Raw genomic sequence first — 12,611 nt, 5'->3', positions numbered from 1 at the left:
CGTCTCGGCCGGGTCCGGCACAGGGAAGGGATTGTCGTCCGACAGTTTCCGATATATCGTTGAGGCATCGCGACAGATCGACGATGGAATGGAAGTGATGGCGATGCGTACCCACGGATACGAGCGTGGACACGGACGTCGACAGGATGGTCCGGGCCGTCGTGGCCGGGACGGCTTCGACGGGCGCCGGGCGGCCTTCGGGCCCTTCGGGCCGGGTGGCCCCGGTGGTCCCGGCTTCGGTGGACCGGGCTTCGGACCGGGCCCCTGGGGTCCCAGGGGCCGGGGCGGACCGCGGGGGAGGGCGCGGCGCGGCGACGTGCGCGCGTCGATCCTCGCCCTGCTGAAGGACCGGCCGATGCACGGTTACGAGATGATCCAGCAGATCGCCGAGCGCAGCGGCGGGGCGTGGAAGCCCAGCCCCGGCTCGGTGTACCCCACCCTCCAGCTGCTGGAGGACGAGGGGCTGATCACGAGCGAGACCGAGGGCGGCAAGAAGCTGTTCTCGCTCACCGACGCCGGTCGCACCGCGGCCGCCGACGGGCCCGACGCGCCCTGGGAGGAAGCCTCGCGCGGCGTCGACTGGGAGGCTCTCGGTGAGATCCGCCAGGCCGGCTTCGGTCTGATGGAGGCCTTCGGGCAGGTCTGGAAGACGGGCAGCAAGGAGCAGCGCGACAAGGCGCTCACCGTCATCAACGACGCCCGCAAGAAGCTGTACCTGATCCTCGCCGATGAGGACTGACGGTCCGGCAGTGCTGAGCAGGCGCCCCGTGGAGTGATCCGCGGGGCGCCTCCGCGTGCGTGGTCCCGCCTCCGTCAGCCCAGCAGCCCCGCCAGCCTGCGCGGCGACTCGTTCAGCGCGGCCGTCGCCGAGTCCTTCAGCCTGCCCGCCATCAAGGAGACCGCGGCGCCGGTGAACTCGCCGTCGATGCGCAGGTTCGTCGCCTCGCCCTCGGGGGTCAGGGTGTAGCGCGTGGTGACGATCACCGACATGGGGCCCCTGCCGCGGATGGCGAACACCCGGGCGGGTTCCAGCTCCTCGATGGTCCACTCCACCTCGGCGGGGAACCCCATGAGCTTCATGTTCTCCTGGAAGGTCCCGCCGACGGCGAGGGTCTGCGGGCCGCCGTGGGGGAAGCTGGTGTGGGTCGCGTTCCACTCGCCGTGGGCGGGCCAGTCGGTGAGTCGGTCCCAGACCTTCTCCGCGGGTGCCGGGAGGCGTGCGTCCGCACTGACTTCGGCCATGCGACCACCTCTTCGTGTCGGGCTACGGTGTCGCGGACCGTAGCCGCACGCCCCGGAACATTCAATACTGATGAACCGTCATGGCGGCGAGGTGGGTGTCGTCACGGCGGACGGTGGTGCCGGTGCTGACCACAGTGCCACGCCCTCCAGAACAGGTCGGCGTCACGCCTCCCCGAACAGGTCGGCGTCACGCCTCCCCGAACAGGTCGGCGGGCAGCGCGTTCTCCGGGGCGTACACCCGGTACACGTACGGTCGTCGGCGGCCGGCAGGCCCACCGGCCGGCACCTGCTCTCCATGCCCCAGGGGGACCGAGCGGCGGGGCGCCGTGGTCGTGCACGGGGCGCGGGTCCAGGCGGCGCGCGCCCCTTGGGCTCATACGACGTGATCTCCTCCCTAAGGAGGAGATTCCGGCGTCCCGGGTCCCCTTCCCGTGGGACGCGACAATGGTTCCTCTCGCGGATGACGCCGGGAGGAGGGGCTGATGGGGTAGGGGATGTGCACCCTCGTATCCCCCGGCAGTCGGCCCACGAGCCCGACGGCCGGCGCCCGGCCCGCACCGATGACCACGATGCCCGCCTCAGCGCCGAACTGGCAGCGGTGGTCTCCGGTGCCCGGCGGAGGGCCGTCAGGGACGGGGACCGTCAGGTCGACACCGCCCATCTGCTCCACTCACTCCTGGAGTCGGACCCCGACGTGCGGGAGGTCTTCGGCGGCGAGCCGCAGCTGGCGCGCCTCATAGGGTACCTCGTCCAGCGCAGCATCGGCTACGGGCTGCGCTGGCAGGGAAGCGTCGAGGACTCCGGTGCCACCCCCGTCGTGACCCGCGCGGAGGGCTACTCGCCGCTGGCCGCCGACGCCATGGCGTACGCCCGCGAGCGGGCCGCCCGCCGCGGCGGCCCGGCTCTCGGCGTCGACCTGCTGGCCGCGGTCGTCGTCGACCCGCAGGCCCGGGCCGTCGAGGTGCTGCACCGTGCGGGAATCGACCGGCACGAGGTGCTCGTCCGGGTGGACAGCCGCTTACGGCGGACCGCCTGAGACAGCTGCCCGAGCGGACCTTCCGGGCGGTTCGGCCGAGTGGCGCGGCGGACCGGTTCGGCCGAGCGGTCCTGCCGGGCGGTTCCGTCGAGGTCCGGCGGGTTCAGGCGCGGACGCTGCCCGGCGCGGCCCGGGTCCACTCGGTGAGACAGGTGTCAACGGGGATGACGCTCATGTCATGGCCTGTCATCATGTGCCGGTGCATACGTCTGAGAGCAGTCAGGATCACCGGGGGAGGGGCGTCGGCCTCGGTCTCGCGCTGGCGTCCGCGCTCGCCTTCGGCGGGTCGGGAGTCGCGGCCAAGCCGCTGATCGAGGCGGGACTCGACCCGCTGCACGTGGTGTGGCTGCGGGTGGCGGGCGCCGCCCTGCTGATGGCGCCGGTCGCCGTCCGCCATCGCGCGCTGCTGCGCAGCCGTCCCGCACTGCTCGCCGGATTCGGTCTGCTCGCCGTCGCCGGTGTCCAGGCGTGCTACTTCGCCGCGATCTCCCGGATCCCCGTCGGGGTCGCCCTGCTCGTCGAGTACCTCGCGCCCGCGCTCGTGCTCGGCTGGGTGCGGTTCGTGCAGCGGCGGCCGGTGACCCGGGCCGCCGCGCTCGGTGTGGTTCTCGCGGTGGGCGGCCTGGCCTGTGTCGTCGAGGTCTGGTCCGGCCTGCGCTTCGACGCGCTCGGCCTGCTGCTCGCGCTCGGCGCCGCCTGCTGCCAGGTCGGCTACTTCGTGCTGTCCGACCAGGGCAGTGACGCCGGGGACCAGGCACCCGACCCGCTCGGCGTCATCGCGTACGGCCTCCTCGTCGGCACGGCCGTCCTGACCGTCGTGGCCCGCCCCTGGAGCATGGACTGGTCCGTGCTCGCCCGTACGGCGGACATGGACGGCACTCCCGTCGCGGCCGGTCTGCTGCTGGGCTGGATCGTGCTCGTCACCACGGTCCTCGCGTACGTCACCGGCGTGCTGTCGGTGCGCCGGCTGTCCCCGCAGGTCGCCGGTGTCGTGGCCTGCCTGGAAGCGGTCGTGGCGACCGTCCTCGCCTGGGTCCTGCTCGGCGAGCACCTCTCGGCCCCGCAGATCGCCGGCGGCGCGGTCGTCCTGGTCGGCGCGTTCATCGCGCAGTCGTCGGCACCCGCCCGCGGCGCCGCGGAGCCCGCGGCGGGCGGCGGCGAAAAGGAGTTGTCGGCACGCGGAACCGCTGCCTAGGCTGCCGATCATGCATCGTCACACGCTCGTTCTTCCGCCGCCCGCCGCCTAGGCGGGCCCTCCGGAGACCACGCCCGGCGCGCTGCCGGGCGTGACGGTGCTGCCCGCGGATGAAGTCCGTGGACCCCGCCGAGCGGGCGTCCTTCCCGAACTTCCGCGCCGGGCGCCTCTGTCGCGCCCGTGCGCGTCTGCGGAGAGAACGCGTGTCACATGCTGCTTCCGGCCTGCCCGTCGGGCGAGGCCTCGTCTATCTGACCGTCGCCGGTGTCGCCTGGGGTACCGCCGGCGCGGCCGGCTCCCTGGTCTACCGGGCCAGCGACCTCGGACCCGTCGCCCTGTCGTTCTGGCGCTGCGCGGCCGGGCTCCTGCTGCTGGTCGCGGCCCGCCGCCTGCGTCCACGCGCCCGGAACGCCGTGCCGGCACCGCTCGGGCGCAGAGCGCTGCGAGCCGGTGCCACGGGTGTCGGACTGGCCGTCTTCCAGACGGCCTACTTCGCCGCTGTCGCCGCCACCGGGCTCGCCGTGGCCACCGTCGTGACCCTGGGCGCCGGTCCCGTCCTGATCGCGCTCGGCGCGCGGCTGACCCTGGGGGAGCGGCTCGGGCGGGGCGGGACGGTCGCCGTCGCCGGGGCGCTCGCCGGACTGGGTGTGCTGGCCCTCGGCGGCCAGGACGCGTCCGTACGTCCGTGGGGCGTGCTGCTCGGGCTGGTGTCGGCGGGCGGGGGTTGTGCGATGACCCTGCTCACCCGCCGGTGGGGCCGGGACGGCGGATCGGACGCCGCGGGCACGTCCGTGGCCGCGTTCGCGGTCACCAGCCTGTGTCTGCTGCCGTTCGCCCTCGCCGAGGGGCTGGTCCCGCACACCGACGAACCCGTCCGCCTGGTGTGGCTGCTGGTCTACATCGCCGGCGTCCCCACGGCCCTCGCCTACGCGCTCTACTTCGCGGCCGCGGTCGTGGTCCGCCCGGCCACCGTGTCGGTGATCATGCTGCTGGAGCCGGTGAGCGCGGCGGTGCTGGCCGTCGCGCTGCTGGGCGAACGTCTCACCTGGACGACGCTCGCCGGGACCCTCCTGATGCTCGGGTCGGTCGCCGGACTCGCGAGGGCGGAGGCGCGGGAGGCGGCGGCCGGGGAGCCGGTGCGCGGGTGAGGGGCCGGGGTCCTTCCGGCGCGGGAGCGCGAGCCGGAAGGACCCTTTCCGGGCGAAGCGCGCTCCTTGCGGCGTACGTACGCCTGTGGGAGGGCCCCTTGTCCTACAGGGCCGCCAGGTAGTCCGGCAGTTCGGTGCCCGGGGCCAGGCCGGCGTCGGCGACGGGGGTGTCGTAGCCCTTGCGCAGCGGGACCACGCCGGCCCAGTGCGGGAGGGCGAGGTCCTCGGGCTCGTCGTTGACGCCGCCGGTGCGGAGCTTGGCGGACACCTCGTTCAGGTCGAGGCGGATGACGGCGGTGGCGGCCAGTTCCTTCTTGTTCGCGGGCCGGGAGTCGGCGGCGCGGCCGGGGACCACGTGGTCGACCAGCGCGTCCAGGGCGGCCCGCCTCTCCTCCGGGTCACTCACCTCGTGGGCGACGCCGTGCACGACCACCGAGCGGTAGTTGATCGAGTGGTGGAACGCCGAGCGGGCCAGAATCAGCGCGTCGACGTGCGTGACGGTCAGGCACACCGGCAGTCCCGGGTCGGCCTGGCCCGTCATCCGCAGCGGACGCGAGCCCGTCGAGCCGTGCACGTAGAGCCGCTCGCCGACCCGGCCGTACAGCGTGGGCAGGACGACCGGCACACCGTCGCGGACGAAGCCGAGGTGGCAGACGAATCCCTCGTCGAGTATCGCGTGCACCAGGTCCTTGTCGTACGAGGCCCGGTCGGGGGAGCGGGTGGGCACGGTGCGGTCGGTGGGGGTGTAGGCGGCGGGCGTCGTCGGCTGCTGGGTCCCCTGCATGGCGCTCTCCATTGCACTAGTGCATAATAGATTTTGTGCTAGAAGAGTATCGGATCGAAGGCCGGGGTGCGGCGGAGATTTCCGCGAGCGTCGAGCGCGCGGTGGGAGCCGGACAGCTGGAGCCGGGGCAACTGCTGCCGGCCATGCGGGAGCTGGCGGCCGAGCTGGGCGTGAACCCCAACACCGTGGCGGCCGCGTACCGCGTGCTGCGGGAGCGCGGGGTCATCGAGACCGCCGGGCGCCGGGGCAGCCGGGTGCGGTCCAGGCCGGCCACCACCGGACGCGAGCACATCCGGGTGGACGTCCCCCCGGGCGTGCGGGACGTGGCCGGCGGCAACCCGGACCCGGCGCTGCTGCCGTCCCTCGCGAAGGCGTTCGCGGCGGCCGGTGAGCAGGGCGACCGGGAGCCGGTCCTGTACGGAGACGACCCCGTCGAACCGGAGTTGGCACGCCTCGCGCGGGCCGGCATGGACGCCGACGGGGTGCCGGACGGGCCGCTCGCCGTCCTGTCCGGATCGCTCGACGCCATCGAGCGCGTCCTGGCCGCCCACCTCAAGCCGGGCGACACCGTCGCCGTCGAGGACCCGGGCTGGGGCAGCCTGCTCGACCTCGTTCCGGCGCTCGGGCTGCGCACGGTACCGGTGGGCGTCGACGACGACGGCCCCCTGCCCGACGACGTACGCCGTGCCCTCGCCGCCGGGGCGCGCGCCCTGGTCGTCACCGATCGGGCGCAGAATCCCACCGGCGCCTCGGTGAGCGCCTCACGCGCGCGTGCTCTGCGCTCCGTGCTCCGGGAGCACCCTCGGACCTTGCTGATCGAGGACGACCACGGCCACGGCATCGTCGACCTCCCCCTGCATCCCCTGGCCGGCACCACCCACAGCTGGGCCTTCGTCCGTTCGGTCGCCAAGGCGTACGGTCCCGACCTGCGGCTCGCCGTGCTCACCGGGGACCGTGTCACCGTCGACCGGGTGCGCGGTCGGCAGCGGCTCGGGCCGGGCTGGGTCGGCCGGATCGTCCAGCGGGCCGTGCTGCGGCTGTGGGCCGACGGAGCGCTGGACTCGCGGGCCGTGGCGGCGGCCTACCGCGAGCGCCGGGACCTGCTGATCGACGCGCTCGCGGAACGCGGGGTCGAGGCCCGGGGGCGCTCCGGGCTGAACGTGTGGATCCCGGTCCCCGACGAGACCGGGGCCGTCGCCCGGCTGCTGCACGCCGGCTGGGCGGTCGCCCCCGGCGCCCGCTTCCGGATGAGCGCGCCCCCGGGCATCCGGGTCACCGTCGCGACCCTGACCCGGGACGAGACCGCTCCGCTGGCGGACGCGATCGTCTCCGCCGTCGCACCGGCCACCGCTTTGGCCCGGAGTCACGTCTGAGGGATCAGGGGCCGATCTCCGGCTCGGGCCTCGCCCGCGTGTGCCGCTGCGCCTGCCGACGCGATCGCCGGGCCGCCGCGCCGCCGCGTGGTGACCGTGCCCGGGGCGAAGCCGGCCCCGCCGACGGACGTGATCGTTCACGTCGTCGGACCGGCCCGGCCCCCGCTCGGGAGCACGGCTCACCGGTCACGTGCTGAGCCTCGGCTTCGGCCGCGCCTGCGTGAGTGCCGCGCCCGCCAGGACGATCGCCGCGCCGACCGGGGTGGACCAGGTCAGCGGCTCGTCGAGGATCGCCACGCCGGCGGCCGTGGCGATGACCGGGATGAAGTAGGTGACCATCTGGGCGGTCGTGGGACCGACCTCGGCGACCAGGCCGTATTGCAGGAGCACCGCCAGTCCCGTGCCGAGGATGCCGAGCGCGGCGGTGGCCAGCAGGGGGACCATCGGGAAGTGGCTCGGCACGCTGGTGAACAGGGGGGTGACGACCGCCAGTTGGAGCGTGGCCAGCAGCAGCTGGGCGCCGGTCAGGGACAGGTTCGAGTGGCCGGTGCCGGCCAGGGTGCGGCGGACGTAGATCCAGCCGACCGGGTAGCTGAGCGAGGCCAGCAGAGCCATCACCGTGCCCGCGGCGTCCAGGCCATGGAAGCCCTGCCAGGCGCCGAGGACCGTCAGCACACCCAGGAAGCCGAGGCCGAGACCGGCGACCCTGACCCGGGTCGGCCGGTCCTCGGACAGGGCGACCAGGGACAGGGCCATGCCCCACAGCGGTGAGGTCGCGTTGCAGATCCCGGCCAGCGTGGACGGGATCGTCAGTTCCGCGTAGGCGAACAGCGAGAACGGGAGCGCGTTGAGGAGGAGGGCGGCAACCGTCAGATGCGCCCAGGTGCGTGCGCCGCGCGGGAGGCGTTCCCGCCTGACCGCCATCGCCGCGGCGAGCACCGCCGTACCGAACACCAGGCGGCCGAGCGTGACCTGGAAGGGGGCGTACCCCTCCGTGCCGACCTTGATGAGCAGGAAGCTGAACCCCCAGATCAGCGAGAGGACGCCGAAGCGCAGCCGCCAGTCCAGGGCGGGGCGGGGGCGAGGACGGGAGGTGGTCGCGGTCGACCTCGGGGTGGCGGTGACGGTGGTCATGAGGACCACGATGCTGTCCACAACCTCGTAGGACAAGCGAGATTTTCGAGCGGTATCTCGTAGTATCGCTTACATGTTGAACCTGGAGCGCCTGCGCACCCTCGACGCCCTGGCCCGGCACGGCTCGGTCAGCGGCGCGGCAGGGGGCCTGCACATCACGACGTCCGCCGTCTCGCAGCAGATGTCCAAGCTGGAGCGGGAGGTCGGGCAGCGGCTCCTGGCCAAGAACGGGCGGGGGGTGCGGCTCACGGACGCCGGCCGGCTGCTCGCCGAGCACGCGGCGCGCATCCTGTCGCAGGTCGAACTCGCCCAGTCGGACCTGGAGGCCCAGCGCGGACAGGTCGTCGGCGAGCTGAGAGTGGCGGCGTTCCCGACCGCCGCGCGCGGCCTGTTCCCCTCCGCGCTCGCCGCGCTGCGCGCCCAGCACCCGGCGCTGCGGATCCGCTCCTCGGAGCTGGAGCCCGAGAGCGGTATCGCCGGGGTGATCCGCGGCGACCTCGACCTCGCGGTGGTCCTCGACTGGTACAACAAGCCGATGGCGCTGCCTGACGGCCTGGTCAAGGCGCCGATCCTGGACGACCCCGCCGACGTGGCGATGCCGGCCGGCCACCGCTTCGCGGGCCGCGAGGAGGTGGACCTCGCCGAGTTCGCCGAGGACGAGTGGATCACCTGGGGCGAGGGCGAGTTCTGCCACGAGTGGCTGATGTTCACGCTGCGCTCCAAGGGCATCGAGCCGATCATCGGCCACCGCGCCGCCGAGACGCACACCCAACTCGCGCTGGTGGCAGCCGGGTTGGGAGTGTGTATCGCGCCCCTGCTGGGCCGGCACCCGATGCCGCCGGAGGTCGTCACCGTCCCGCTGAGACAGCGGGTGCGCCGGCACGTGTACGTGGTCTGGCGCGCGGACGCCGACCGCCGCCCGTCGATCCGGGCGGCGGTGAAGGCGTTCGAGGCGGCGGCCGAGAAGCTGGCGTAGCTACTGCGACCCCAGCTTGCGGAAGTCCCAGGAGACGATCTTCTCGGGCGTCAGCCGCACCCACGCGTGCCGCCCGTCGTGCGGCATCTCCTCCAGGCGGAAGTTCTTGCGGGCGAACAGCGTCTCGGGAAGGTCGAGTTCCGCGCACAGCTCCCCGGTGCGCGGGGCCTCGCCCACGAAGTCCACGGCCCCGGACAGCTCGACGCCGCGCAGCTCGTCGTACTCCTCGCCCGTGTCGACCACGATCGCCACCCGTGGATCGCGCCGCAGATCGCTCCAGCGCTTGCTGCGCACCACCGAGTACAGCCACATCGACGTGCCGTCCCAGGCGAACCAGAGGGTGCTCACATGGGGAGCGCCGTCCGTGGACACGGTGGCGACCCGGCAGGTGCGCTGACTGGTGAGGAACTCGTCCAGCTCACCCGGCGTCATCATGATCTTCCGGCCCCGGCGCTGTGTGACGGTCATCCGGCCCCCTCATTTCTCTCACGTCGTGCCAGAGGAGATCCTCTGACATCACGTCAGAAAACGATGGGTCGTCTTCCGTCCGCACGCAATGGTGGTTAGTCTCTCCGCTCCGCCCCGTCGGCGACCAGGGGGAGCCGTGCCGTCGTACGAACAGCTCAGCGAACTCCTCGACCCCGCGACCACCGTCCTGCTCACCGTCGAGTGCCAGCACGGTGTCGTCGGACCCGACGGCGCCCTGCCCGAGCTCGCCGAGCAGGCGCACTCCTCGGGCGCCCTCGCCAACGTCGCCCGGCTGGTCGCCGCCGCGCACACGAGCGGCGTCCAGGTGATCCACGCGATCGCCGAACGCCGCCCGGACGGCCGCGGCGCCAGCCGCAACGCCCGCCTCTTCCGCGCCGCCGAACGGCTGCCCGTCCAGCAGCTGTCGGGCACGACCGCCGTCCGGGTGGCGGCGCCCGTCGAGGTCACCGGGGAGGACATCGTCGTACGGCGGCTGCACGGGCTGTCGCCGATCCAGGGCACCGAGGTCGACGCGCTGCTGCGCAACCTGGGCTGCCGCACGCTGGTCGTGACCGGGGTCTCGGCCAACGTGGCGATTCCCAACGCCGTCTTCGACGCCGTCAACCGCGGCTACACCGCGGTCGTGCCGACGGACGCCATCGCCGGGGTGCCCTCCGACTACATCCCGGCGATGATCCGCCACACCCTCGCGTTGGTCGCCACGGTCGCGACCACGGACGAGGTACTGGCCTGCCTGGAGGGTCGCTCCCAGGTCACGCGAGCGTGATCGACTCCCCGGCCACGCTGATCTGTTTCGCGGCCAGCGGCTCGGTCGCGGGGCCCTTCTTCACGCTGCCGTCGGTGATGGAGAACTGGCTGCCGTGGCAGGAGCAGGACAGCACGTCCTCCTTCAGGTCCGTCATCGGGCAGTCCCTGTGGGTGCAGATGGTCGAGAACGCCTTGTAGTCGCCCGCCGTCGGCTGGGAGACCACCACCTTCTCGTCGCTGAAGACCTTGCCGCCGCCCTCCGGTATGTCGGAGGTCTTCGCGAGCGCGGTGCCGGCACCGGCGCTCTGTCCTGCCCCCGGGTCGGCGGACGAGCCGGACGCGTCGTCGTCCGACCCGCACGCGGTCAGCGCGACGGCGAGCCCCGCCGCGCCCAGACCCGCCACGACGGCGCGACGGCTCGGTGCCGGAACGGGATGGTGCGATTCGCTGGCCATGCTGACGGTCCCTTCCACAGGTGCCTCTGAACTGCCCAGAGGTACGGGGCCGGAGCGCCGGTTGTTCATCCACCCCCCGGTAACCTGGGCCGATGCTCAAGGAAGCCATCGTGACCCGCTATGTCACGCCCCTGCGTGAGGGCGGGTCGCTGCCCGGTCTGGTCGAGGCCGACGACCTCGGCACGTACGTCATGAAGTTCACCGGCGCCGGACAGGGCCGCAAGACGCTGGTCGCCGAGGTCGTGTGCGGGGAACTCGCACGGCGGCTCGGCTTCCGGGTGCCCCCGCTGGTGACCCTCGACCTGGACCCGGTGCTGGCACTGGCCGAGCCCGACCAGGAGGTGCAGGAACTCCTCCGCTCCAGCGCGGGACGCAACCTCGGCATGGAGTTCCTCTCCGGAGCGCTCGGCTTCGACCCCCTCGCCTTCGCGGTGAGCCCCGAGGAGGCCGGACGGATCGTCTGGTTCGACGCCCTGGTGAACAACGTCGACCGCTCCTGGCGCAACCCCAACCTGCTGCGCCGGCAGGGCGAGGTGTGGCTCATCGACCACGGCGCGACCATGATCTGGCAGCACAACTGGCCCGGCGCCGAGACCTCCGCCGCCCGGCCCTACGACATCTCGGACCACGCCCTCAGACCCTTCGGCCCGGACGTCGCCAAGGCGGCCGCGGAACTGGCGCCCCTGGTCACGGAGGACCTCCTCGCCGAGGTCACCGCCTACGTCCCGGACGTCTGGCTGGCCGACGAGCCCGGCTTCGACAGCCCGGACGACCTCCGGCGGGCCTACGCGCGGCCCCTGCTGGCCCGCGCGGCCGTCATCCACGAGCGTCTTCAGGGGGACCAGTGAGCGAGCGGAACGTCTACGAGTACGCGCTGCTGCGGGTCGTGCCCCGGGTCGAGCGCGGCGAGTGCGTCAACGCCGGGGTGCTGGTGTACTGCCGCGCCGAGGCGTACGTCGGTGTGCGCACCCACCTCGACGAGGCCAGGCTGCTGGCCCTCGACCCGGACGTGGACGTGGCCGGCGTACGGTCCGCCCTGCGCGCCGTCGAGGGCGTCTGCGCGGGCGGGGCGGCAGCCGGACAGGCCGCGGCCGACGACCCCGGGCGGCGCTTCCGCTGGCTCATCGCCCCACGCTCGACGATCGTCCAGCCGGGCCCCGTGCACACCGGACTGACCACCGACCCGGCCGCGGAGGCGGACCGGTTGCTCGACCTGCTGGTGCGGTGACCTGGCGTGTGATGCCGGGTGAGGCGGGGCCGTGACGTGGCCCGGGGGGCCGCATGGCCTGCGTGCTCCGGTCAGGGCGGGAGCCGACGACAACGCCCCGGCTCGGTGCGGTGGTTGACGCCGGATCACGGGGGCGGGCGCTGGGGGCCGTTGGGGCCACCGGCATGCTGGCGCCCTGTCACCCGGCCGCGGGTGCCTGCTGGTTGAGGCTTCGCCCCGCCGCCAGAGGTGCGGCCACGCCACAGCCCCCGCCCGTCACACCCTCCGTCGCTTCACCACATAGCCGGCCCCGAGCAGGCCGCCGGCGACGAAGGCGATGCCCATTCCCACGTCCCAGCCGCTCCAGCCGGAGGTCGACGCGCCGCCCACTCCGCCGCGCACGCCCCGCGTCGGGGCGTCGGCCGTGGGAGTCGCGGCCGACGGGGGAGTCACGGCGGGTGTGGGCGTCGTGGAGCGGCGCGGGGCGGTGGTCGAGGAGGTGACGGGGGCTCCGCGCCGGGGCAGCACCTCGCAGGCGATGCCGTCGTCGGTCCCCCGGTCCTCGTCGAGTCGGTTCGGATCACTCGGGTCCGAGTCGAACACGGCCTGCGCCTCCTCCCGGTAGGTGAAGTCGCTGCAGTCCAGATCCTGTGCGTGAGCGGTGTAGGCCAGCGGCACGAGCGCGGTGATCGCGATCAGCGTGCCGACGGCACCGGTACGACGGCGCATGGAGCGCCTCCTTTCCGGCCACGAGTGGCCCGCGCTCCGACGCTAGGGGCGACGCCGCGCGGGGGCGCGCGGCGCGGGGCCGATCGGGTGGCTCCG

The 12,611-nt window shown here is 73.4% G+C and carries 15 protein-coding genes; 9 read left to right on the top strand and 6 right to left on the bottom strand.

The window, feature by feature from the left end; genetic code table 11:
• Positions 1 to 103 precede the first annotated feature (103 nt).
• On the top strand, positions 104 to 739 hold the full coding sequence (locus QQS16_RS09130; protein WP_286066262.1) for a PadR family transcriptional regulator: 636 nt from the start codon (positions 104 to 106) through the stop codon (positions 737 to 739).
• 74 nt (positions 740 to 813) lie between these two features.
• Here the strand turns inward: QQS16_RS09130 and QQS16_RS09125 are convergent, their stop codons facing one another.
• Positions 814 to 1,242, bottom strand: coding sequence for a type II toxin-antitoxin system Rv0910 family toxin (locus QQS16_RS09125; protein ID WP_286061126.1), 429 nt, complete (start codon positions 1,240 to 1,242; stop codon positions 814 to 816).
• A gap of 496 nt (positions 1,243 to 1,738) precedes the next feature.
• Here QQS16_RS09125 and QQS16_RS09120 point away from each other — a divergent pair, with 496 nt between their 5' ends.
• From QQS16_RS09120 to QQS16_RS09110, 3 genes are all read left to right on the top strand, one after another.
• Entirely contained in the window at positions 1,739 to 2,278 is a 540-nt protein-coding gene (locus QQS16_RS09120) for a Clp protease N-terminal domain-containing protein (protein WP_286061125.1), read from the top strand.
• A gap of 193 nt (positions 2,279 to 2,471) precedes the next feature.
• Positions 2,472 to 3,473 carry an EamA family transporter gene (locus QQS16_RS09115; protein ID WP_286066261.1) on the top strand — a complete coding sequence of 334 codons (1,002 nt, stop codon included), beginning with the start codon at positions 2,472 to 2,474 and terminating at the stop codon, positions 3,471 to 3,473.
• Positions 3,474 to 3,676: 203 nt separating this feature from the next.
• Positions 3,677 to 4,621: a DMT family transporter gene (locus QQS16_RS09110; RefSeq protein ID WP_286061124.1), complete on the top strand. Its 945-nt coding sequence runs from the start codon at positions 3,677 to 3,679 to the stop codon at positions 4,619 to 4,621.
• A 103-nt stretch (positions 4,622 to 4,724) separates the two neighbouring features.
• Here the strand turns inward: QQS16_RS09110 and QQS16_RS09105 are convergent, their stop codons facing one another.
• Positions 4,725 to 5,405 (bottom strand): pyridoxamine 5'-phosphate oxidase family protein, encoded by a 681-nt coding sequence (locus tag QQS16_RS09105; RefSeq protein ID WP_286061123.1) that lies wholly within the window; start codon positions 5,403 to 5,405, stop codon positions 4,725 to 4,727.
• A gap of 35 nt (positions 5,406 to 5,440) precedes the next feature.
• Between QQS16_RS09105 and QQS16_RS09100 the strand changes: the two genes are divergently transcribed.
• Positions 5,441 to 6,778: an aminotransferase class I/II-fold pyridoxal phosphate-dependent enzyme gene (locus QQS16_RS09100; RefSeq protein ID WP_286061122.1), complete on the top strand. Its 1,338-nt coding sequence runs from the start codon at positions 5,441 to 5,443 to the stop codon at positions 6,776 to 6,778.
• Positions 6,779 to 6,964: 186 nt separating this feature from the next.
• Here the strand turns inward: QQS16_RS09100 and QQS16_RS09095 are convergent, their stop codons facing one another.
• Positions 6,965 to 7,912 carry a DMT family transporter gene (locus QQS16_RS09095; protein ID WP_286061121.1) on the bottom strand — a complete coding sequence of 316 codons (948 nt, stop codon included), beginning with the start codon at positions 7,910 to 7,912 and terminating at the stop codon, positions 6,965 to 6,967.
• 73 nt (positions 7,913 to 7,985) lie between these two features.
• Here QQS16_RS09095 and QQS16_RS09090 point away from each other — a divergent pair, with 73 nt between their 5' ends.
• On the top strand, positions 7,986 to 8,888 hold the full coding sequence (locus tag QQS16_RS09090; RefSeq protein WP_286061120.1) for a LysR family transcriptional regulator: 903 nt from the start codon (positions 7,986 to 7,988) through the stop codon (positions 8,886 to 8,888).
• Here the strand turns inward: QQS16_RS09090 and QQS16_RS09085 are convergent, their stop codons facing one another.
• Entirely contained in the window at positions 8,889 to 9,356 is a 468-nt protein-coding gene (locus QQS16_RS09085) for a pyridoxamine 5'-phosphate oxidase family protein (protein ID WP_286061119.1), read from the bottom strand. It abuts the gene before it with no gap.
• A gap of 136 nt (positions 9,357 to 9,492) precedes the next feature.
• Between QQS16_RS09085 and QQS16_RS09080 the strand changes: the two genes are divergently transcribed.
• The gene (locus QQS16_RS09080) at positions 9,493 to 10,143 is read left to right on the top strand and encodes an isochorismatase family protein (protein ID WP_286061118.1); all 651 of its coding nucleotides are present in this window, start codon (positions 9,493 to 9,495) and stop codon (positions 10,141 to 10,143) included.
• On the opposite strand, the gene QQS16_RS09075 is transcribed toward QQS16_RS09080, so the two are convergent.
• Positions 10,130 to 10,579, bottom strand: coding sequence for a Rieske (2Fe-2S) protein (locus QQS16_RS09075; protein ID WP_286061117.1), 450 nt, complete (start codon positions 10,577 to 10,579; stop codon positions 10,130 to 10,132). The genes QQS16_RS09080 and QQS16_RS09075 overlap by 14 nt on opposite strands.
• 92 nt (positions 10,580 to 10,671) lie before the next feature.
• Here QQS16_RS09075 and QQS16_RS09070 point away from each other — a divergent pair, with 92 nt between their 5' ends.
• Both QQS16_RS09070 and QQS16_RS09065 read left to right on the top strand, forming a co-directional pair.
• Entirely contained in the window at positions 10,672 to 11,427 is a 756-nt protein-coding gene (locus QQS16_RS09070; protein ID WP_286061116.1) for a HipA family kinase, read from the top strand.
• Positions 11,424 to 11,807 (top strand): DUF3037 domain-containing protein, encoded by a 384-nt coding sequence (locus QQS16_RS09065; RefSeq protein ID WP_286061115.1) that lies wholly within the window; start codon positions 11,424 to 11,426, stop codon positions 11,805 to 11,807. Before QQS16_RS09070 ends, QQS16_RS09065 begins: the two co-directional genes overlap by 4 nt.
• A 255-nt stretch (positions 11,808 to 12,062) precedes the next feature.
• Here QQS16_RS09065 and QQS16_RS09060 read toward each other — a convergent pair whose 3' ends face one another.
• Positions 12,063 to 12,515: an excalibur calcium-binding protein gene (locus QQS16_RS09060; protein ID WP_286061114.1), complete on the bottom strand. Its 453-nt coding sequence runs from the start codon at positions 12,513 to 12,515 to the stop codon at positions 12,063 to 12,065.
• Between the last annotated feature and the right edge of the window lie 96 nt (positions 12,516 to 12,611).

This window comes from Streptomyces sp. ALI-76-A, from assembly GCF_030287445.1.
GTDB lineage: Bacteria > Actinomycetota > Actinomycetes > Streptomycetales > Streptomycetaceae > Streptomyces.
This window is presented reverse-complemented; position numbering and strand designations above follow the sequence as displayed.

Excerpts from the sequence above, each read along its gene's own strand:
- QQS16_RS09130 (WP_286066262.1), top strand. The coding sequence starts at position 104 with ATGCGTACCCACGGATACGAGCGTGGACACGGACGTCGACAGGATGGT.
- QQS16_RS09125 (WP_286061126.1), bottom strand. The coding sequence starts at position 1,242 with ATGGCCGAAGTCAGTGCGGACGCACGCCTCCCGGCACCCGCGGAGAAG.
- QQS16_RS09105 (WP_286061123.1), bottom strand. The coding sequence starts at position 5,405 with ATGCAGGGGACCCAGCAGCCGACGACGCCCGCCGCCTACACCCCCACC.
- QQS16_RS09095 (WP_286061121.1), bottom strand. The coding sequence starts at position 7,912 with ATGACCACCGTCACCGCCACCCCGAGGTCGACCGCGACCACCTCCCGT.
- QQS16_RS09090 (WP_286061120.1), top strand. The coding sequence starts at position 7,986 with ATGTTGAACCTGGAGCGCCTGCGCACCCTCGACGCCCTGGCCCGGCAC.
- QQS16_RS09085 (WP_286061119.1), bottom strand. The coding sequence starts at position 9,356 with ATGACCGTCACACAGCGCCGGGGCCGGAAGATCATGATGACGCCGGGT.
- QQS16_RS09075 (WP_286061117.1), bottom strand. The coding sequence starts at position 10,579 with ATGGCCAGCGAATCGCACCATCCCGTTCCGGCACCGAGCCGTCGCGCC.
- QQS16_RS09070 (WP_286061116.1), top strand. The coding sequence starts at position 10,672 with ATGCTCAAGGAAGCCATCGTGACCCGCTATGTCACGCCCCTGCGTGAG.
- QQS16_RS09060 (WP_286061114.1), bottom strand. The coding sequence starts at position 12,515 with ATGCGCCGTCGTACCGGTGCCGTCGGCACGCTGATCGCGATCACCGCG.